The following is a 16,797-nucleotide window of genomic DNA, read 5'->3' on the forward strand; positions in this document are numbered from 1 at the left end:
GGTGCCCCCACCGCAGTGGCTCCCTCCTCCGCCTTGCGATGCACGCACCCCAACGCCGCGCCCTGATCCGACGCGAATTGTCAGACACGCCCTAGCGGCCCAGGTACTTCGGCTTCTCCTTGGCGATGAAGGCGCGCACCGCGATCCGGTGGTCCTCGCTCTCGCCCGCCAGGGTCTGCAACTCGTCCTCCTTGTCGAGGAGTTCGTCCAGCGAGTGGGACGCGCCGTACGCCAGCGACTCCTTGATCGCGCCGTAGGCGACGGTCGGGCCCTCCGCCAGCTCGCGGGCGAAGACCCGTGCGGTGGCGGCGAGTTCCTCGGCCGGGACCACCTTGGTGGCCAGGCCCAGCTCCATCGCCTCGGCGGCCTTCACCGTCCGGGGCAGCATCAGCAGCTCGGTCGCCTTGGCGTGCCCGACCAGCCGGGGCAGCGTCCAGGAGGCGCCCGAGTCGGCGGTCAGCCCGATCCCGGCGAAGGCGGTGTTGAAGCCGGCCCGGTCGGACAGGACGCGGAAGTCGCAGGCGAAGGCGAGCGAGGCGCCGGCGCCGGCCGCCACCCCGCCGACCGCGGCGACGGTCGGCTTGCGCATCCCGGCCAGCGCCCGCACCAGCGGGTTGTAGTGCTCGGCGACGGTCCGCAGCGCGCCCTCGCCGGTCTCCTCGGCCCGCTTCAGCATGGCCAGGTGCTCGTTCAGGTCCTGCCCGACGCAGAACGCCCGCTCGCCCGCCCCGGTCAGCAGTACGGCCCGCACCGCCGGGTCCGCGGCCGCGGCGGCCACGGTGTCGCGCAGCGCGACCTTGGTGGCCACGTCGAGGGCGTTCATCGCCTCCGGGCGGTTGATGGTGATGACGGCGAGGCCGCCGTCCAGGTCGTACAGCACGGAATCGGACATGGGTGAGGGCTCCCGGGGTCGAGGCGGTGTCGGTCGTGTGTGTCAGGATGCCGGAGCACACGGGGGGCTGGGGAGTGTGAGGTATCGCACCTTCCGGTGGCGTCCGCGCTGCCGCCACGCCGGGGCTTATCACGTGAATTGCGGCGGTTGGGGGCGGTCCGGCCGTGGTTGCACCGAGAGTGATGTTGGTCATCAGCCCGTGGCATGCGGGATAATGGCTTCCGATCAATGCGTTCGATACCGGCGGTGGACGGACTGCCGGTGCGTAGCTGAGCGGTTGCAGGAAGGGGAACGAGCATGGCGGCCATGAAGCCGCGGACGGGTGACGGCCCGCTCGAAGTCACCAAAGAGGGGCGGGGCATCATCATGCGCGTTCCGCTCGAAGGCGGCGGACGCCTTGTGGTGGAGCTCACGCCTGACGAGGCCGACGCCCTCGGCGAGGCCCTGAAGAAGGCCTGCGGCTGACCGCAGCAGGTGCTCGCCATCTCCTGGAGATGCGCTGCCGGGCCCGGGTACGACGTCATGTCGGCCCGGGTCCGCACGTTTTCCCGGCCCGGGTCCGCGGGCCGGCGGCCCGGGGCCCCGAGGGGCGCCGGGTTCAGCGCTTGACGGCGCAGAGCAGCCCGTCCGACACCGGCAGCAGCGCCGGCAGCAGGGCGTCGCTCTCCCGCACGTCCCGGACCAGGTCCCGGACCGCTCCGGTCTGCGGGTCCTGGAGCTCCGGCTCGGCCAGCCGGCCCTCCTGGAAGACCCCCTCGAAGCAGACCATCCCGCCGGGCCGCAGCAGCCGCAGCGCCTCCAGCAGGTACTCGCGGGACTCGGCCGGGTCGCCGTCGCAGAACACCAGGTCGTACTGGCCGTCGGCGAGCCGGGGCAGCACCTCCAGCGCCCGGCCCGGTATGAACCGGGAGCGGTTGGCCGCGAACCCGGCCGCCTGGTACGCCTCGCGGGCCAGCTGCTGGCGCACCGGCTCCGAGTCCACCGTGGTGAGCACGCCGTCCGGCCGCATCCCGCGCAGCAGGTAGACCCCGGACACCCCGGTGCCGGTGCCGATCTCGGCCACCGCCTTGGCGTCCAGCGCGGCCGCCAGCAGGCGCAGGCAGGCCCCGCCGCTCGGCCCGATCGCCCGTATCCCGGTCCGCGCGGACTGCGCCCGGGCGTAGGTCAGCACGGCGTCCTCGCCCACGTAGGTGTCGGCGAGGGCCGCGCGTGCGGGCCCGAACTCGCTGATGGCTGCCTCTTTCGGAGCCCCGGGCGGCGGCCCGGTGCCGAGGGATGTCGATATTTCCTGGCACAGATTACTGGCCGACCGGGAACCGCGTACGGCGGCGGGCCGTTGTCATGTCGGACCGGGTGCGGAAGACCTCCCGGGCACTTTTATCCGGGCTTGACGGGTGAGGTGGATATGGTGGTGGCCCTGCTGGGCAGAAGAGCCGACCGAGGAGGTGTGGCCGAGGGCGACGTCCCCGTGCGGCGGCACTTCCGCGGCACCACGTCGGCCCGTACGCCGAAGCCCGTGATGAACCAGCCTGCGCACTCCGACCTGGACCAGCCCGGGGCCGCCACGCCGGCCGCCGGTGCCACCGAGGCCCCCGCCCTCGCGACCTTCACCGAGGGTCCCGACGCGCAGACCTGGACTCCGCCCACCTGGGAGGAGATCGTCGAGGCGCACAGCGCCCGGGTCTACCGGCTCGCCTACCGCCTGACGGGCAACCAGCACGACGCCGAGGACCTCACCCAGGAGGTCTTCGTCCGGGTGTTCCGCTCGCTGTCCACCTACACCCCCGGCACGTTCGAGGGCTGGCTGCACCGGATCACCACCAACCTCTTCCTGGACATGGTCCGCCGCCGCCAGCGCATCCGCTTCGACGCGCTCGGCGAGGACGCGGCCGAGCGGCTCGCCTCCCGCGAGCCCAGCCCGGCCCAGCACTTCAGCGACACCCACTTCGACGCCGACGTGCAGCAGGCCCTGGACACCCTCGCGCCGGAGTTCCGCGCCGCCGTGGTGCTCTGCGACATCGAGGGCCTGTCCTACGAGGAGATCGCCGCCACGCTGGGCGTCAAGCTCGGCACCGTCCGCAGCCGCATCCACCGCGGCCGCTCGCACCTGCGCGCCGCGCTCAAGCACCGCGCCCCCGGCTCGGCCCCCGGCCGTGAGCGCCGCGGCGGCTCGGAGGAGCCGGTGCCGGTGGGCGTCGGCGCGGTCGAGGCCGCGGTCGCGCCCGGTGGGCGCGGACGGAGGCGACCGTGAGCGGAACCAGCCGGTCCGGCTCGGACCGGTCGGACGCGTCCGACCGGCCTCCGAGCCGACGGGGCTGGGCCCTGCCGGGCCGCCGCGGAAGCGACGAACCCGGTGAGCCCGTGCTGCCCGCGGTGGCCCTGCCCGCGGACACGGCGCTGCACGCGCTTCCCGTCCGTCCCGCCGCACCCGCCGCCGAGGAGCACCACCTCGGCGAGCGCCTCTCCGCCTTCCTGGACGGCGAGCTCGGCCACGACTCCCGCGACCGCGTCCAGGCCCACCTGGCGACCTGTCCGCAGTGCCTCGCCGAGGCCGACGAGGGCCGTGCCGTCAAGCACCTGCTGACCGGCACCGGCACCCCCGGCCCGTCCTCCGCGCTGATGGCCCGGCTGATGGCCGTCGGCAACCTCCCCGACGACGCCCCCGCGGACCGCGACCGGCCGGCCGGTCGCGGGCGCCGCGATGACGACGACGACCTGCCCGGCGGCGGGGTCGCGGCCGCCGGCACGCTCGGCGGCAGCCGGCTCGACGGCGGCTCCTTCGGCCGCGGCGCCGGCGCCTCCTTCGGTGCGGGCGCGCTCGGCGCCGACGCCCCGCTGCCCGGGGTCGACCCGCGCGCCTTCGGGCGCGGCGCGGTGCTGCGGCCGCTGATGGGCCGGCGCACCGCCCGCCCGGAACCCGCCGTCCCGGCCCGTCCGCAGGCCCCCGCGGCCGCCCTGCGCCCCGCCCCGCGCGGGCGCCGACTGGTGTTCGCCGCCGCGGGCGCCTTCTCCGTCGCCGCGGTCACGCTCGGCGGTGTCGGCGGGCTCGGCACCCAGGGCGAGGAGCGCCACGGCACCACCGTCAGCCCGCCCGGTCCCGGCACCGGCCGGGGCGGCGGCGGCCTCGTCCCGATGAACGCCCAGGTCCCGGTGGACTTCCCGGGCCGCCCGGTCGCCGTGACCCGCGACGCGGCCCCGTCGGGCTCCCCGGAGCGCTTCCCCGGGGGCGTCGCCGCCCTGCGCCAGCAGATCCGCTAGAGCCGCCCCCGACGGTCCGGGCCGCGCGGACCAGCCTCCCTCCGGACGGTCCCGGCCACCGGCAGGTCTTTACCACGGCTTCATCCCAGCGTGGACCAGGGACTCGCCGGTGGCCATTACCCTGTAGGAACCGTCGTCCGACGAGCTAGGGAGCAAAGGTGTTCAGCGACGTAGGTGGGCTGGAGCTCCTGACCCTCGTGATCATGGCGATCATCATCTTCGGTCCGGACAAGCTGCCGAAGCTGATCCAGGACACCATGGGCTTCATCAAGAAGATCCGCTCCTTCGCCGACAACGCGAAGGAGGACATCCGCAGCGAGCTGGGCCCCGAGTTCCAGGACTTCGAGTTCGAGGACCTCAACCCCAAGACCTTCGTCCGCAAGCAGCTGATGGGCGGCCAGGAGGACCCGCTGGGCCTCAAGGAGATGAAGGACTCGCTGGACATCCGCTCCGTCCTGGACGACAAGCCGGCGGCACCGGTCAACGGCCGCAGCGGCAGCGTCAGCTTCGAGAAGTCCGACTCCGCCCCCGCCTCCACCGGCGCCCCGCTGGCACCCGGCGAGCGGCCCCCGTTCGACCCCGACGCCACCTGATCCGCGTCTGATCCGTACCGCGTTCGGCGCCCCGGCGCCGCGCCACCGCCCCGCCCGGCCACCCGGCTGAGCGGGGCGGTGGCGTGTGCGCCGCTATTGTGCTGATTGTTCCCGCTGAGCCGTCCGTCACCCCGCGCCCGTCGCGGACCAGGAACGGCCCCGGGGAGCGCCGCGGTACGCCACCATGGGAGCGCGCCACGGCAGGCAAACGTGTGTTTGAGGAGGCCCGGGGATGGACGCGACGAGTCAGGCGGGAGGGGCGACGGCCACGGCCGGCGGCCCGGTGGTCGGCGGACAGGCCGGCCCGGCGGACCCGCTGGTGCCCTACCTGTCCGCCGACTTCCCCTGGTACGGGCTGGACGAGGGCTGGACCGGCCGTCGCTTCCTGGTGCAGGCCGGCGCCGGCCCGCGCACCGCGGGCAGCGTCGACTACGGCTCGCTCGGCCACGGCGAGGAGCCGGCCCAGCGGTACGAGCCGCGCGACGTGCGGAAGTTCGCCGTCGTGGTCACCGTGGCCCGCCGGGACAGCCGCCGCAGCGCCGACAACACCGGCACCCTGGAGGCGACCTCCGCCTCCTCCGCCGCCTGGCTGGCCGGCTCCGGCCTGCTCGCCGGGACCTGGCCCGGTCAGCTGGACCGGTCGCTGCGCCAGGACTGGCTGGACCAGCAGAGCAGCCTCGCCTGGGACCTCGCCGACGACCTGGCCGGCCCCGGCTGGTCCACCCTCAGCCTGCCGGTCAACGGCCTGCCGCAGCCCTTCCGCTACCGCGAGTCCGAGTACGGCTGGGTGCTGGCCGGCGAGGCCCCCGGCGTCCTGCTCGGCGCCTACGGCCGCGGCGTCAGCGCCTACGGCATCGGCTTCTCCACCGTCCCGGACCTGGCCGCCTACACCCGGCCGTAGGGCCGCGGCGGTACGACGCGGGGCCGGGTGGTCGCCCACCCGGCCCCGCGTCGGTCACGGCGTCAGAACTTGTTCCTGGGCGTCAGGCCCAGCGACATCCCGGACAGGCCGCGCTGGCGGCCGCCGAGCTTGCCGGCCACCGCGCGCAGGGCGGCGCCGGCCGGGGAGTCCGGCGCGGCGAGCACGACCGGGCGGCCGTCGTCGCCGCCCTCGCGCAGCCGCACGTCGATCGGGATCGAGCCGAGCACCGGGACAGTCGCGCCGACGGTGCGGGTGAGCGCGTCCGCGACGGTCTGGCCGCCGCCGGTGCCGAAGACGTCGATCATCTCGTCGCAGTGCGGGCACGGCATGCCGGACATGTTCTCGATCACGCCGACGATCTTCTGGTGGGTCTGCACCGCGATGGTGCCCGCCCGCTCGGCCACCTCGGCGGCGGCCATCTGCGGGGTGGTGACGATCAGGATCTCCGCGTTGGGGACCAGCTGGGCCACCGAGATCGCGATGTCGCCGGTGCCGGGCGGCAGGTCCAGCAGCAGCACGTCCAGGTCGCCCCACCAGACGTCGGCGAGGAACTGCTGGAGCGCGCGGTGCAGCATCGGGCCGCGCCACACCACCGGGGCGTTGCCCGGGGTGAACATGCCGATCGAGATGACCTTCACGCCGTTCGCCTGCGGCGGCATGATCATGTCCTGGACCTGGGTCGGCCGGCCCTCGACGCCCAGCATGCGCGGCACGCTGTGGCCGTAGATGTCGGCGTCCACCACCGCGACCTTCAGGCCGTCGGCGGCCATCGCGGCCGCCAGGTTGACGGTCACCGAGGACTTGCCGACGCCGCCCTTGCCGGAGGCGACGGCGTAGACCCGGGTCAGGGTGCCCGGCTTGGCGAACGGGATCTCCCGCTCGGGCGCACCGCCGCGCAGCAGCTGGGACAGCTCCTTGCGCTGCTCGTCGCTCATCACGTCGAGCTCGACCTCGACGCCGGTCACGCCGGGGACCTTCCCGACCGCCTCGCGCACCCGGGTGACGATGGTGTCGCGCATCGGACAGCCGGAGACCGTCAGGTAGACCGCGACGCGCACCGCGCCGCCCTCGGCGATCCCGACCGATTTCACCATGCCGATCTCGGTGATCGGGCGGTTGATCTCCGGGTCGTTGACGGTCGCCAGCGCCTGGCGTACGGACTCCTCCGTGACGCCGGCCGCGACCTCTGTCTCGTTGGCCATGCCTTGATGGTACGGCGCCGACGGACCCCCTTAACCCGCCGGTAGCGTGCCGCCGGTCACAGCGCCTCGGGGGCGTCCCGGCGCTCGTCGATCTCCTTGAGCAGCGACTGGAGTTCGGACCGGATGAAGTCACGGGTGGCGACCTCGCCGAGCCCGTGCCGCAGGGCGGCGACCTCGCGGGTCAGGTACTCGGTGTCGGCGATGTTGCGGTCGCTGCGGGCGCGGTCCTGCTCCATGTTGACCCGGTCCCGGTTGTCCTGGCGGTTCTGCGCCAGCAGGATCAGCGGGGCCGCGTACGAGGCCTGCAGGGACAGCGCCAGGGTCAGGAAGATGAACGGGTACTCGTCGAAGCGCGCGCTCGCCGGCAGCAGGGTGTTCCACGCTATCCAGACGACGACCACCACCGTCATCCAGACGATGAACCGCCCGGTGCCGAGGAAGCGGGCGATCCGCTCGGACAGGACGCCGAAGGCCTCCGGGTCGTAGGAGGGCAGCGTGAGCAGGCCGGGCCGCGCGGTGCGCGGCTGGTCGAGCCGGGCGCGGCCGGTGCCGGTGATCGGCGCGGTCTCCGCGCGCCGGTCCCGGCCGCCCTCGCGGGTGCGCAGCTCGCGCAGCTGACGCAGTCGGCGCAGTTCGCCCTGGAGGCGCCGGCGCGCGGAGTCGTCCGGCCGTCCGTTGCGGTCACCGTCCACCGGTCACCCCTTCCCTGTCGTCGTCCTGCTCCTCGTCGTGGGCGTGCAGCGCGGCGTCGCGCCAGTCGTCCGGCAGCAGGTGGTCGAGCACGTCGTCGACGGTCACCGCGCCGAGCAGGTGGTCCGCCTCGTCCACGACCGGCGCGGCGACCAGGTTGTAGGTCGCCAGGTAGCTGGTGATCAGCGACAGCGGGGTGTCCGGCGGCAGCGGGTCCAGGTCGTCGTCCAGCAGCGAGCCGACCAGGACGTACGGGGGCTCGCGCAGCAGCCGCTGGAAGTGCACGGTGCCCAGGTAGCGGCCGGTCGGGGTCTCGTTCGGCGGGCGGCAGACGAAGACCTGCGCGGCCAGCGCGGGCTTGTGGTCGCTGATCCGGACCCGGGCCAGCGCCTCGGCGACCGTCGCGTCCGGCTCCAGCACGATCGGCTCGGTGGTCATCAGACCGCCGGCGGTGTCCTCCTCGTACGTCAGCAGGCGGCGCACCGGAGCGGCCTCCTCCGGCTCCATCAGCTGGAGCAGCCGCTCGGCCTCCTCGCCGGGCAGCTCGGAGAGCAGGTCGGCGGCGTCGTCCGGGTCCATCGCCTCCAGGACGTCGGCGGCGCGCTCCTCCTGGAGCTTGCCGATGATCTCGACCTGGTCGTCCTCGGGCAGCTCCTCCAGGACGTCGGCCAGCCGCTCGTCGTCGAGGGCGGCGGCCACCTCGGCGCGGCGCTTGGCGGACAGGTGGTGCAGCACGCTGGCGAGGTCGGCGGGGCGCAGCTGCTCGAAGGTGGCGAGCAGGTTGGCCGCGCCCTGGTCCTGCTCGGGCACCGAGAAGCCGGTGACGTCCTGCCAGTCCAGGGTGAGCCGCTCGCCCTTGCCCTTGCGCAGCCGGCCGGCCCGGCCGACCTGGACGAAGACCTTGCTGATCTCCCACTCGCGCAGCCGGGTCTGCACCATGCCGACGTCCAGCACGGTGACCTCCTCACCGGTTTTGGACCAGGTGACGGTGCGGTCCAGCAGCTCGGCGAGCACCAGGGTCTCGGACGGGCGCTGCTCGAAGCGGCGCAGGTTGATCACGCCGGTGGTGAGCACCTGGCCGGACTCCAGGCTGGTCACCCGGGTCATCGGCAGGAAGATCCGGCGCCGGCCGACCACCTCGACCACCAGGCCGAGCACGCGCGGCGGGCGGCCGCCGAGCCGCAGCGAGACGACCACGTCCCGGACCCGGCCGACCTGGTCGCCGTTCGGGTCGAAGACCGCGATGGCGGACAGGTGGGAGATGAAGACCCGGGTGCCTGGCCCTGCCATAAACCCTCGACTCCCTCGACGCCGTACCGGTAGTGCGCCGGGGGCGCACTCGCGGCCAAGGCTACCCGCGCGGCGGGAGCCCGGCCCGGAGGCACGGTAGCCGTCGGACGAGTCCGGGGCGTGAAGCTTCAGCGGCGCTTGAACAGCAGTTTGGGCAGCCCGGCCGGGACCGGGCGGCGGGTGGTGGCCGGGGTGGGCACCGGCCGCGCGGCGTGCGAGCCGTCCGGCATCGCCCCGGGGCGCTCGGTGAGCGGGCCGGCCGGCTCCAGTCGCAGCACCCGGCACTCGCGGGCCCAGCGGGCGGTGATGGCGTCGGTGTCGGGCGCGTTCAGCCGCTTGCCCTTGAGCTCCTCGACGGCGCCCAGCCAGGCCTCGCCGTCCGGGGCCAGCTCGACCACCCGGGCGCTCCAGCCGGTCAGCCGGCCGCCCTTGTCCTTGCTGCGGACGGTGACCACGGCCCCCGCGCCGGGCTCCAGGCCGTGCAGCGGCTGCTCGCCGCCCCCGCCGACCACCACGACCGCGCCGTCGTGCCAGGCGTGCCACAGCGGCCGGGCGTGCTCCTGGCCGTCCGCGCGCACCCAGAGCAGGCCGGACTTCTTCGCGGCCTCCTCCAGCAGGGCCTGGTCGAGGAAGTCGTCGGCGGTCGCGGCGGCGGGCGTACGGTCCATGGCGGACAGCGTACGGCCACCGGGGCCCGTCCGGTGGGGCGACCGGGGCTCGCGGGACGTCTCAGCCCCCGGGCGACAGTTCCATTGAGCCGCCACGGGCCTTACCGTATGACCGCCCCACCCCCGTGTGACCGCCCCACCCCCGCGACCAGCAAGGAGCGCCGTGCCCGCCGCCCGGCCCGCGACCGCCCCCTCCGCCACCCCCGCGACCGCCGGCCCGGCCCCGGCGCACCCGCTGCCCACCCTCGACCTGCTGCTGCTCGCCGTCTCGATCGGCGGCATCTCGCTGTCCGGCCCGCTGATCAGCGCCACCGCCGCGCCCGCGCTGGCGATCGCCTTCTGGCGCAACGTCATGTCGGTCGGCGTCCTCGGCCCGTACGCGCTGCTGCGCCACCGCGCCGAACTGCGCGGGATCGGCCGGCGGGCGCTGCTGCTCGCGGTGGCCGCCGGGGCGCTGCTCGCCGTGCACTTCGCGCTCTGGATGCCCAGCCTGCGGATGACCTCGGTGGCCTCGGCCACCGCCCTGGTCACCACCACTCCGCTGTGGACCATCCTGCTGATGCGGCTGATGGGCGTCCGGGCGCCCCGGCTGGTCTGGCTCGGCACGACCGTCGCCTTCGCCGGCGTGCTGGTGCTGACCGGGGTGGACCTCTCGCTCTCCCCGCGCGCGCTGCTCGGCGACGCGCTCGCGCTCGCCGCCGGCCTGGCCGCGGCCGGGTACATGCTGCTGGGCGCCGAGGTCCGCAGGACCGTCAGCACCACCGCGTACACCCTGGTCTGCTACGCCACCACGGCGGTGGTGCTGCTGGGGATCTGCCTGGTCGCCGGGACGCCGCTGGCCGGCTGGCCGGCCGGGGTGTGGTGGCAGATCGTGCTGCTGATGGTCGCCGCCCAGCTGCTCGGCCACTCGCTGAGCAACCGCGTGGTGCGCAGCCTCGGGCCGTCGATCACCTCCACCGCGATCCTGCTGGAGACCCCGGGCGCGACCCTGATCGCCGCCCTCTGGCTGGGCCAGTGGCCCCCGGCGGCCGCCTACCCGGCGGTGGTGCTGATCCTGCTCGGCCTGGTCCTGGTCGCCCGCGGCGGGCGCCGGTAGCCGCGGGCGGCGCCGGCGCTCAGAGCCAGCCGTTGCGGCGGAAGCCCCGGTACATCCCGAAGCAGATCACCACGATCGCGCCGAGCACCGTCGGGTAGCCGTACTCGTGGTGCAGCTCGGGCATGTAGTCGAAGTTCATGCCGTAGACGCCGGTGATCATGGTGGGCACCGCGAAGATCGCCGCCCAGGCGGTGATCTTGCGCATGTCCTCGTTCTGCGCCACCGAGACCTGCGCCAGGTTCGCCTGCAACAGCGAGTTCAGCAGCTCGTCGAAGCCGTGCACCTGCTCGGCGACCCGGGCCAGGTGGTCGGCGACGTCCCGGAAGTACTTCTGGATGTCCGGGTCGACCAGCCGCTGGAGCGGCTCGGACAGCTGCTGCATCGGGCGCAGCAGCGGCACCACGGCGCGCTTGAACTCCAGCACCTCGCGCTTGAGTTGGTAGACCCGGCCGACGTCCGCGCTGCGCCCGCCCTTGGCCGAGAAGACGCCGTACTCGATCTCGTCCACGTCGTTCTGGAGCCGCTCGGCGACCAGCAGGTAGTTGTCCACGACGTGGTCGGCGATCGCGTGCAGCACCGCCGACGGGCCCTTGGCGAGCAGCCCGGCCTCGTCCGCGTCGGCCTCCAGCCGGTGGCGCAGCTCCTGCAGCGAACCGTGGCCGCCGTGCCGGACGGTGATCACGAAGTCCGGGCCGGCGAAGACCATCAGCTCGCCGGTCTCCACCACCTCGCTGGTGGGCGTCAGTTGGTCGTGCTCGACGTAGCGGATGGTCTTGAAGACGGCGAACAGCACGTCGTCGTAGCGCTCGACCTTGGGCCGCTGGTGCGCGTGCACCGCGTCCTCGACCGCGAGCGGGTGCAGGCCGAAGCGCTGGGCGATCCCCTCGAACTCGGCCTCGGTCGGCTCGTGCAGCCCGATCCAGCTGAACGAGCCCTGCTCCTCGGGGAGTTGGTGCGCGGCCTTGACCCGGCGGGCGGCCTCGCGCGGGCTGCAGGTCTCGCCCCTGCGCCTGCCGTGCTGGTAGACGGCGCAGTCCACGACCGCCGAGGCGGCGTCCTCGGGCAGGACGTCGTAGACGCCGGCCGCGACGCGGCGGCGGTTGGTGCGGACGGCGGCGCGCAGGCTGTTGATCATCGACATGGCAGGCTCCCAGAGGCAGGAACCGTCGCGCGGCGGCGCGGAAGGAAAAACGTTCGGCCGCGGTACGACGGCGGAGAACACCGGTGAAACGGGGAATGAAAGTGCTCTCCCGGCCGGTCCGTCCGTCGTGGGGCCCATGCCCGGGGCTACCGCGGCTGATTCAGCCGGTTGGGCCTGCGGGGCGCTGGGTACGGGGAAGGCGGGGCCGGGCAGAGCTGCCGGTACTGCATGGTCGGCCGGTATCCACCGCAACCACCTCCTTCGCGCCGCCGCCCCGGAACGAAACGGTTCCGGTGGCCAGTCGCTCACCCTAACATCTGACCGGGCGTCGACGCCGACGGGTTTCCCGGAGGTTTCCGAAGCCTTTACGGGACCGGGGACGCCGCCCCGTCCGACCCCGCCCGCGGCCGCCTCCGGCCCGCCCCGACGCGGCCCGCCGACCCTCGGGGGTTACGCTCACCGGCATGGCGCACGACTTCCCGCTCTTCGGCGACCCCCACGGCGGCAACTCCCCGGAGCTCTCCCGGGAGGCGGTGCTGGCCGCCGTCGAGGCCCGGCTGATCTCCACCTTCGGCGAACCGGGCGGCCGCGCCGCGGTCACCTTCCTCGGGGCCGACCGGATCGAGGTGCTGCGCTTCGGCCCGGACGCCGAGGGCCTGGTGCGGTACGCGACCCTCGGCATGTCCGCCGCGCCGATGGCCGACCCCACCTCACCCGTCGCCGACCAGGTGCGCGGCCCGCGCGTGGAACTGGTGCTCACCGTCCGGGGCGGGCGCGACAGCGTGCTGCGCACCCTGGCCACCTTCGCCGCCACCCCGCAGGTCGAGGGCCTGGTGGTGGCCCCGGGCGGCTCGCTGGACCTCGGCTCCCCGCTCTGGGACGGCGCGCCCTTCACCTCGGTGCTCGCGGCCGAACCCGGAGGCCTGGTCGAGGACCTGGAGCTGGCCGGGCCGGCCGACCCGGTCCGCTTCCTGCCGCTGCTGCCGATGACGCCCAACGAGGCGGGCTGGAAGCGGGTGCACGGCGCGGCCGCGCTCCAGGAGCGCTGGCTCGACCAGGGCGCCGACCTGCGCGACCCGGACCGGCGCGGCGTCCGGCTGGACTGACCGACGCCCGGTCAGGCCGGGTGCGCGGGACGGCCCGTACGCCCGCCCGGCGCTCCGGTACGCCGGGGCACCGCAGTGGCAGCGGCGCCGTCCGCCGGACCGGGGACTCATGATCCCTGGTCCAGGGTCCGCGTCGGCTCAGCGCTCGATCGGCTTCGCACCGGTGGCCTGCGCCAGCAGAGCCCCGTACACCTCCGGGTCGGTGGTGTGCTCGCCGAGCCGGACGGTCTTGCGGCTGCCGTGGTAGTCGCTGGAGCCGGTGACCAGCAGGCCGAGTTCGCCGGCCAGGCCGCGCAGCCGGGCCCTGGTCTCCTCGTCGTGGTCGGTGTGGTCGACCTCCAGCGCGGCCAGCCCGGCCTCCGCCAGGTCGGCGATCACCTGGTCGGAGACCGTCCGGCCGCGCTTGACCGCCCCCGGGTGGGCGAACACCGGGACTCCGCCGGCCGCCCGGACCAGCCGGACCGCCGCGACCGGGTCGGTCTCGTGCTTGCGGACGTCCGCCCGCCCGCCGTTGGCCAGCCAGTCGGCCGTGAAGGCGTCCGAGACGGTGGCCACCACGCCCGCCTCGACCAGCGCGCTGGCGATGTGCGGCCGCCCGACCGAGCCGGTCCCGGCGATCCGCTGCACCTGCTCCCAGGTGATCTCCGCGCCGAGCTCCCGGCAGCGTTCGACGACGGCCCGCCCGCGCCGGAACCGGTCGTTGCGCACCAGGTCCCGCTCGCGCGCGAACTCCGGCTCCTCGGGGTCGAACAGGTACGCCAGCAGGTGCATGCTGATGTCGTCCACCACGCAGGACAGTTCGGCGCCCGGGACGACGGTCAGCCGGCTGCCCGCGGGCAGCGCGCACACCGCCGCGGCGGCCTCGGCGTGGCCGGCCACGGTGTCGTGGTCGGTCAGCGCCACCACGTCGAGGTCCGCGGCGACGGCCGCCGCGACCAGCTCGGCCGGGGTGTCGGTGCCGTCGGAGGCGTTGCTGTGGGCGTGCAGGTCGATGCGCACGGATCGGGCTCCTGGGGGCTCGTGGGTGCCGCCCAGGATAGGCCAGCGGTCAGGGGTGTCCGGTGGGCCCGGCCGACCGGCGGAGACCCGCCGGACGCCCCTCAGCCGAGCAGCCGGGGGGAGAGCGCCCCGCAGGGCAGCAGGTCCAGTTCGGCGCCGGCCTCGCGCAGGTCGGTCAGCACCAGCTCGTCGTACATCACCAGTGCGGACTGCTCGGGCCAGGCGACCGCCCAGAGCCACAGGCCCCGGGCCTCGCCGACGAACACCGCGCGGTCGGCCGGGGCGTCCGGGACGTGGAACATCGGGGTGGGCCGCCCGGCCGCCATCAGCTTGGCGTCGGCGGGCTTGTAGAGGCCGACGGAGTCGCCCGGGTCCGGCCCGGGCATGCCGGCGTAGCGGGCGCCGAGGCCGACGCCCAGTTCCTCGGCGACCAGCACCAGTTCGCCGAAGCCGCCGAGCGGGGCCGGCCCGGAGCAGGCGACGGCGGTGGCCCGGGCGCCCGAGACGTCGTCGCCGACGTGGGCGATGCCGGTGTAGAGCCAGCCGACCGGGAGCGGCCAGGGCAGCCAGACCGGGACCTGGGAGCGGGCGACGGCGACGCCGAGGGCCTCCACGCTCGGTGGCAGCACGGGCTGCATCGGGTGCACGGCTCCGTGCCGGTCGCACTGCCAGGTGTCTGAGAACAGACCGGGGGCGCGGACCCGACCGGCGCACCTCGGGCAGCTTGGCTCGCCCCTCATAGCCGTCAACGCTCCTCCCTCCGGACCGCCGCGTCAAGGACGATCACCCGTACGGAGGGCTCGGCGGCACCTGTCGGTGGCGGGCGCCCGACCGGCGCGGGGTGGGCGCGGCGCGGGCGGTTCCCGTTGGGGGATGTCCCGTCACGGGCGGCGGCAAACGTCCCGGGCTCCGCGCCGGACACACTGACGCCCCGTCATCGGCGAATGCGGTGACGGGGCGTCAGTCGGGTATCGGAACGTCCGGATCGGACGCTCCCGGCTCATCGGCGGCGGGTGAGGACTCCGGACCGGAGGCGCCGCACCGGGTCAGACGGTCGGGCACGGACGGATGAGCAGGCGTTCGCCGGTGCGGGCGGCGGCCTGGACGGCCTCGCGCACGGTGGCGGCATCGGCGATCTCGCGGTCGGTGGCGGAGCCGTTGGCGTCGTCCAGTCGGACGATCTCGAAGCGCATGGTCTTCGTCATGGGCGTCTCCTTTCCTGGCCCCGCGGGGCGGGGCGGTCGCGGCTGAGTGGGTATCAGCCCTTTCGGGGATCGTGCGGATCCGGCGGTGAGGCCGGACCGGGCGGTTCGTGGTCGCGCGTACGGCGGTCCGCTGCGACAGGGGGTCCCCCTGCTCGCGCGGTGCGTCCAGGGCCTCGGGTACCACGGTGAGGCGGCGGTGCTACCGGGCGGTTGCCCGCCCGTGAAGTCCGGGTTTCGGATGATCGGCGCCGGAGCGGAGGCCGGCGATGATTCCCGGACAGAATCAAAGATTACCGTAACTAACGACTTTTGTCCTGTGTTGAAGCCGATCGAAGTCGAAGAAGTGGTACAGACCACTTTCGGCCGACCGGTGGAACCGGTCCGGGGCCGGCCCGCTCCGGCGACGGAGCGGTCAGGCCCAGAACGCGGCCAGCGCCTCGGCCGTGGCGGCCGGCTGCTCGGCGTTGGGGGAGTGGCCGGCGTCCGCGACCACCACCCGGCGGGCGCCCAGGCGCTCGGCCATCGCGGTCTGCTCCGGGACCGGCCAGGCGTAGTCCCGCACCCCGGACAGCACCAGCAGCGGCAGCCCGGCGGTGACGGCGGCCAGCTCCGCCACCCGGTCCGGCGCGGCCACCAGGTGGGCGCCGGTGACGGACAGCGCCCGCGGCACGTTGGCCAGCCAGCGCCGGTGCAGGAACTCCGCGACGGCCGGGTCCAGGACCGGCCGCGGCCGCCCGCTCTGCGCCTCCAGCTGCCGCATGACCTGCCAGATCTGCTCCAGGTCCATCCCCCGCAGGGCGTCCAGGAGCAGCCCGGTGCGGGCCGCCTCGGCCGGGTCGATCGCGCCCGGACCGGTGGACACCAGGGTCAGCGAGCGCCAGGGCAGCGGTCCCTCGGCGGCCGCGGCGATCACCGCCTCGCGCACCACCTGACCGCCGAAGGAGTGCCCCAGCAGGTGCAGGGGAACGCCGTCGGCCGCCAGCACCCCGGTGAGCGCCCGGACGTCCTCGCCGAGCGACCCGACGCCGTACGCCGCCGGGTCGTCCGGCCCGCCGGTCTGGTACTGCCCGCGCTGGTCCACGGCCGTCACCCGGTACCCGGCGGCCGCCAGCGGCTCCAGCAGTGCGATGAAGTCCTCCTTGCTGCCGCTGAACCCCGGCACCAGCAGGGCCGAGCCGCGCACCGGCCCGGCCGGCTCCGCCCGCAGCGCCGCGAACTCCCCGCGCGCGGTCACCACGCGCTCGGCCCGCGCACACCCGGGCAGCGTCAGGAACGGCGGCGTGCTCATGGGCTGCTCTCCCTGCTGTCCTACCGGTGACCTGCGGTCCTGTCGTCGGCTCCCCGACGCCCGGCGCACCCGAGCTTAGGCCGTGGAACGGCCCGAGGGGGCGGGCCCGGCCGGGTCGGCCTGGCTCGCCCCCTCGGGGGAGACACCGGGGTGTCAGCTCTCCGGGGTGGCCTCCACGGGCGCGGCGACCTTGCGGGCGCGGGTGCGCTTGCGGGGGGCCGGGACCTCGGCGGCCTCGGCGGCCGGGGCCTCCGGAGCGGTCTCGGCGACGGCCTTGGGCTTGCGGGCCCGGGTGGCCTTCTTGGCCGGGGCGGGGGCCTCGGCGGTCTCGGTGGCCGCGGCCGCCTCGACGGTCTCGGCCTTCGGCTTGCGGGCCCGGGTGGCCTTCTTCGCCGGGGCCGGAGCCTCGGCGACCTCCTCGGCAGCGGCCGCGGGAGCCTCGGCAGC

The 16,797-nt window shown here is 74.7% G+C and carries 18 protein-coding genes and 1 pseudogene; 7 read left to right on the forward strand and 12 right to left on the reverse strand.

The window, feature by feature from the left end; all coding sequences use genetic code 11:
* Positions 1 to 91 precede the first annotated feature (91 nt).
* Positions 92 to 892 (reverse strand): enoyl-CoA hydratase-related protein, encoded by an 801-nt coding sequence (locus tag ACIQI7_RS17410; protein WP_387749898.1) that lies wholly within the window; start codon positions 890 to 892, stop codon positions 92 to 94.
* A gap of 297 nt (positions 893 to 1,189) precedes the next feature.
* Here ACIQI7_RS17410 and ACIQI7_RS17415 point away from each other — a divergent pair, with 297 nt between their 5' ends.
* Complete coding sequence (locus ACIQI7_RS17415) at positions 1,190 to 1,357, forward strand: DUF3117 domain-containing protein (protein WP_014137929.1); 168 nt, start codon at positions 1,190 to 1,192, stop codon at positions 1,355 to 1,357.
* 133 nt (positions 1,358 to 1,490) lie between these two features.
* Here the strand turns inward: ACIQI7_RS17415 and ACIQI7_RS17420 are convergent, their stop codons facing one another.
* A complete protein-coding gene (locus tag ACIQI7_RS17420; RefSeq protein WP_045700929.1) occupies positions 1,491 to 2,123 on the reverse strand; it encodes an O-methyltransferase in 633 nt (210 codons plus the stop codon).
* A gap of 288 nt (positions 2,124 to 2,411) precedes the next feature.
* Between ACIQI7_RS17420 and sigE the strand changes: the two genes are divergently transcribed.
* The 4 genes from sigE to ACIQI7_RS17440 all read left to right on the forward strand — a co-directional run bounded on the left by sigE (position 2,412) and on the right by ACIQI7_RS17440 (position 5,644).
* Complete coding sequence (sigE, locus tag ACIQI7_RS17425) at positions 2,412 to 3,143, forward strand: RNA polymerase sigma factor SigE (protein ID WP_387750584.1); 732 nt, start codon at positions 2,412 to 2,414, stop codon at positions 3,141 to 3,143.
* 110 nt (positions 3,144 to 3,253) lie between these two features.
* Complete coding sequence (locus ACIQI7_RS17430) at positions 3,254 to 4,150, forward strand: zf-HC2 domain-containing protein (protein ID WP_401110521.1); 897 nt, start codon at positions 3,254 to 3,256, stop codon at positions 4,148 to 4,150.
* Between the two features lie 158 nt (positions 4,151 to 4,308).
* Entirely contained in the window at positions 4,309 to 4,743 is a 435-nt protein-coding gene (locus ACIQI7_RS17435) for a sec-independent translocase (RefSeq protein ID WP_401110524.1), read from the forward strand.
* A gap of 232 nt (positions 4,744 to 4,975) precedes the next feature.
* The gene (locus ACIQI7_RS17440; RefSeq protein WP_387749907.1) at positions 4,976 to 5,644 is read left to right on the forward strand and encodes a hypothetical protein; all 669 of its coding nucleotides are present in this window, start codon (positions 4,976 to 4,978) and stop codon (positions 5,642 to 5,644) included.
* Positions 5,645 to 5,706: 62 nt separating this feature from the next.
* Here ACIQI7_RS17440 and ACIQI7_RS17445 read toward each other — a convergent pair whose 3' ends face one another.
* From ACIQI7_RS17445 to ACIQI7_RS17460, 4 genes are all read right to left on the reverse strand, one after another.
* The gene (locus tag ACIQI7_RS17445; protein WP_387749910.1) at positions 5,707 to 6,867 is read right to left on the reverse strand and encodes an Mrp/NBP35 family ATP-binding protein; all 1,161 of its coding nucleotides are present in this window, start codon (positions 6,865 to 6,867) and stop codon (positions 5,707 to 5,709) included.
* Between the two features lie 56 nt (positions 6,868 to 6,923).
* The gene (locus tag ACIQI7_RS17450; protein ID WP_401111030.1) at positions 6,924 to 7,472 is read right to left on the reverse strand and encodes a DUF1003 domain-containing protein; all 549 of its coding nucleotides are present in this window, start codon (positions 7,470 to 7,472) and stop codon (positions 6,924 to 6,926) included.
* A gap of 76 nt (positions 7,473 to 7,548) precedes the next feature.
* Positions 7,549 to 8,847, reverse strand: coding sequence for a magnesium transporter MgtE N-terminal domain-containing protein (locus ACIQI7_RS17455; protein WP_401110528.1), 1,299 nt, complete (start codon positions 8,845 to 8,847; stop codon positions 7,549 to 7,551).
* 128 nt (positions 8,848 to 8,975) lie between these two features.
* Complete coding sequence (locus ACIQI7_RS17460; protein ID WP_401110531.1) at positions 8,976 to 9,515, reverse strand: hypothetical protein; 540 nt, start codon at positions 9,513 to 9,515, stop codon at positions 8,976 to 8,978.
* Positions 9,516 to 9,678: 163 nt separating this feature from the next.
* On the opposite strand from ACIQI7_RS17460, the gene ACIQI7_RS17465 reads away from it, so the two are divergent.
* On the forward strand, positions 9,679 to 10,611 hold the full coding sequence (locus ACIQI7_RS17465; protein ID WP_401110533.1) for a DMT family transporter: 933 nt from the start codon (positions 9,679 to 9,681) through the stop codon (positions 10,609 to 10,611).
* 19 nt (positions 10,612 to 10,630) lie between these two features.
* Here ACIQI7_RS17465 and corA read toward each other — a convergent pair whose 3' ends face one another.
* A complete protein-coding gene (gene corA, locus ACIQI7_RS17470; protein ID WP_387749922.1) occupies positions 10,631 to 11,752 on the reverse strand; it encodes a magnesium/cobalt transporter CorA in 1,122 nt (373 codons plus the stop codon).
* Between the two features lie 464 nt (positions 11,753 to 12,216).
* Between corA and ACIQI7_RS17475 the strand changes: the two genes are divergently transcribed.
* Positions 12,217 to 12,858 carry a suppressor of fused domain protein gene (locus ACIQI7_RS17475; RefSeq protein WP_401110537.1) on the forward strand — a complete coding sequence of 214 codons (642 nt, stop codon included), beginning with the start codon at positions 12,217 to 12,219 and terminating at the stop codon, positions 12,856 to 12,858.
* A gap of 138 nt (positions 12,859 to 12,996) precedes the next feature.
* Here the strand turns inward: ACIQI7_RS17475 and ACIQI7_RS17480 are convergent, their stop codons facing one another.
* The 5 genes and pseudogenes from ACIQI7_RS17480 to ACIQI7_RS17500 all read right to left on the reverse strand — a co-directional run.
* Positions 12,997 to 13,857, reverse strand: a complete 861-nt coding sequence (locus ACIQI7_RS17480) for a PHP domain-containing protein (protein WP_401110540.1) — start codon at positions 13,855 to 13,857, stop codon at positions 12,997 to 12,999.
* 101 nt (positions 13,858 to 13,958) lie between these two features.
* Complete coding sequence (locus ACIQI7_RS17485) at positions 13,959 to 14,597, reverse strand: DUF6758 family protein (protein WP_387749931.1); 639 nt, start codon at positions 14,595 to 14,597, stop codon at positions 13,959 to 13,961.
* 306 nt (positions 14,598 to 14,903) lie between these two features.
* A complete protein-coding gene (locus ACIQI7_RS17490) occupies positions 14,904 to 15,062 on the reverse strand; it encodes a hypothetical protein (RefSeq protein WP_387750627.1) in 159 nt (52 codons plus the stop codon).
* A 412-nt stretch (positions 15,063 to 15,474) separates the two neighbouring features.
* The gene (locus tag ACIQI7_RS17495; RefSeq protein ID WP_401110543.1) at positions 15,475 to 16,350 is read right to left on the reverse strand and encodes an alpha/beta fold hydrolase; all 876 of its coding nucleotides are present in this window, start codon (positions 16,348 to 16,350) and stop codon (positions 15,475 to 15,477) included.
* 153 nt (positions 16,351 to 16,503) lie between these two features.
* Positions 16,504 to 16,797: pseudogene (locus ACIQI7_RS17500) on the reverse strand (DEAD/DEAH box helicase); the annotation flags it as partial.

The organism is Kitasatospora sp. NPDC092039 (assembly GCF_044756065.1).
In the GTDB taxonomy this organism is placed as follows: domain Bacteria; phylum Actinomycetota; class Actinomycetes; order Streptomycetales; family Streptomycetaceae; genus Kitasatospora.

Excerpts from the sequence above, each read along its gene's own strand:
- ACIQI7_RS17495 (WP_401110543.1), bottom strand. The coding sequence starts at position 16,350 with ATGAGCACGCCGCCGTTCCTGACGCTGCCCGGGTGTGCGCGGGCCGAG.
- ACIQI7_RS17475 (WP_401110537.1), top strand. The coding sequence starts at position 12,217 with ATGGCGCACGACTTCCCGCTCTTCGGCGACCCCCACGGCGGCAACTCC.
- ACIQI7_RS17440 (WP_387749907.1), top strand. The coding sequence starts at position 4,976 with ATGGACGCGACGAGTCAGGCGGGAGGGGCGACGGCCACGGCCGGCGGC.
- ACIQI7_RS17410 (WP_387749898.1), bottom strand. The coding sequence starts at position 892 with ATGTCCGATTCCGTGCTGTACGACCTGGACGGCGGCCTCGCCGTCATC.
- ACIQI7_RS17485 (WP_387749931.1), bottom strand. The coding sequence starts at position 14,597 with ATGAGGGGCGAGCCAAGCTGCCCGAGGTGCGCCGGTCGGGTCCGCGCC.
- sigE (WP_387750584.1), top strand. The coding sequence starts at position 2,412 with ATGAACCAGCCTGCGCACTCCGACCTGGACCAGCCCGGGGCCGCCACG.
- ACIQI7_RS17460 (WP_401110531.1), bottom strand. The coding sequence starts at position 9,515 with ATGGACCGTACGCCCGCCGCCGCGACCGCCGACGACTTCCTCGACCAG.
- ACIQI7_RS17455 (WP_401110528.1), bottom strand. The coding sequence starts at position 8,847 with ATGGCAGGGCCAGGCACCCGGGTCTTCATCTCCCACCTGTCCGCCATC.
- corA (WP_387749922.1), bottom strand. The coding sequence starts at position 11,752 with ATGTCGATGATCAACAGCCTGCGCGCCGCCGTCCGCACCAACCGCCGC.
- ACIQI7_RS17445 (WP_387749910.1), bottom strand. The coding sequence starts at position 6,867 with ATGGCCAACGAGACAGAGGTCGCGGCCGGCGTCACGGAGGAGTCCGTA.
- ACIQI7_RS17490 (WP_387750627.1), bottom strand. The coding sequence starts at position 15,062 with ATGACGAAGACCATGCGCTTCGAGATCGTCCGACTGGACGACGCCAAC.
- ACIQI7_RS17415 (WP_014137929.1), top strand. The coding sequence starts at position 1,190 with ATGGCGGCCATGAAGCCGCGGACGGGTGACGGCCCGCTCGAAGTCACC.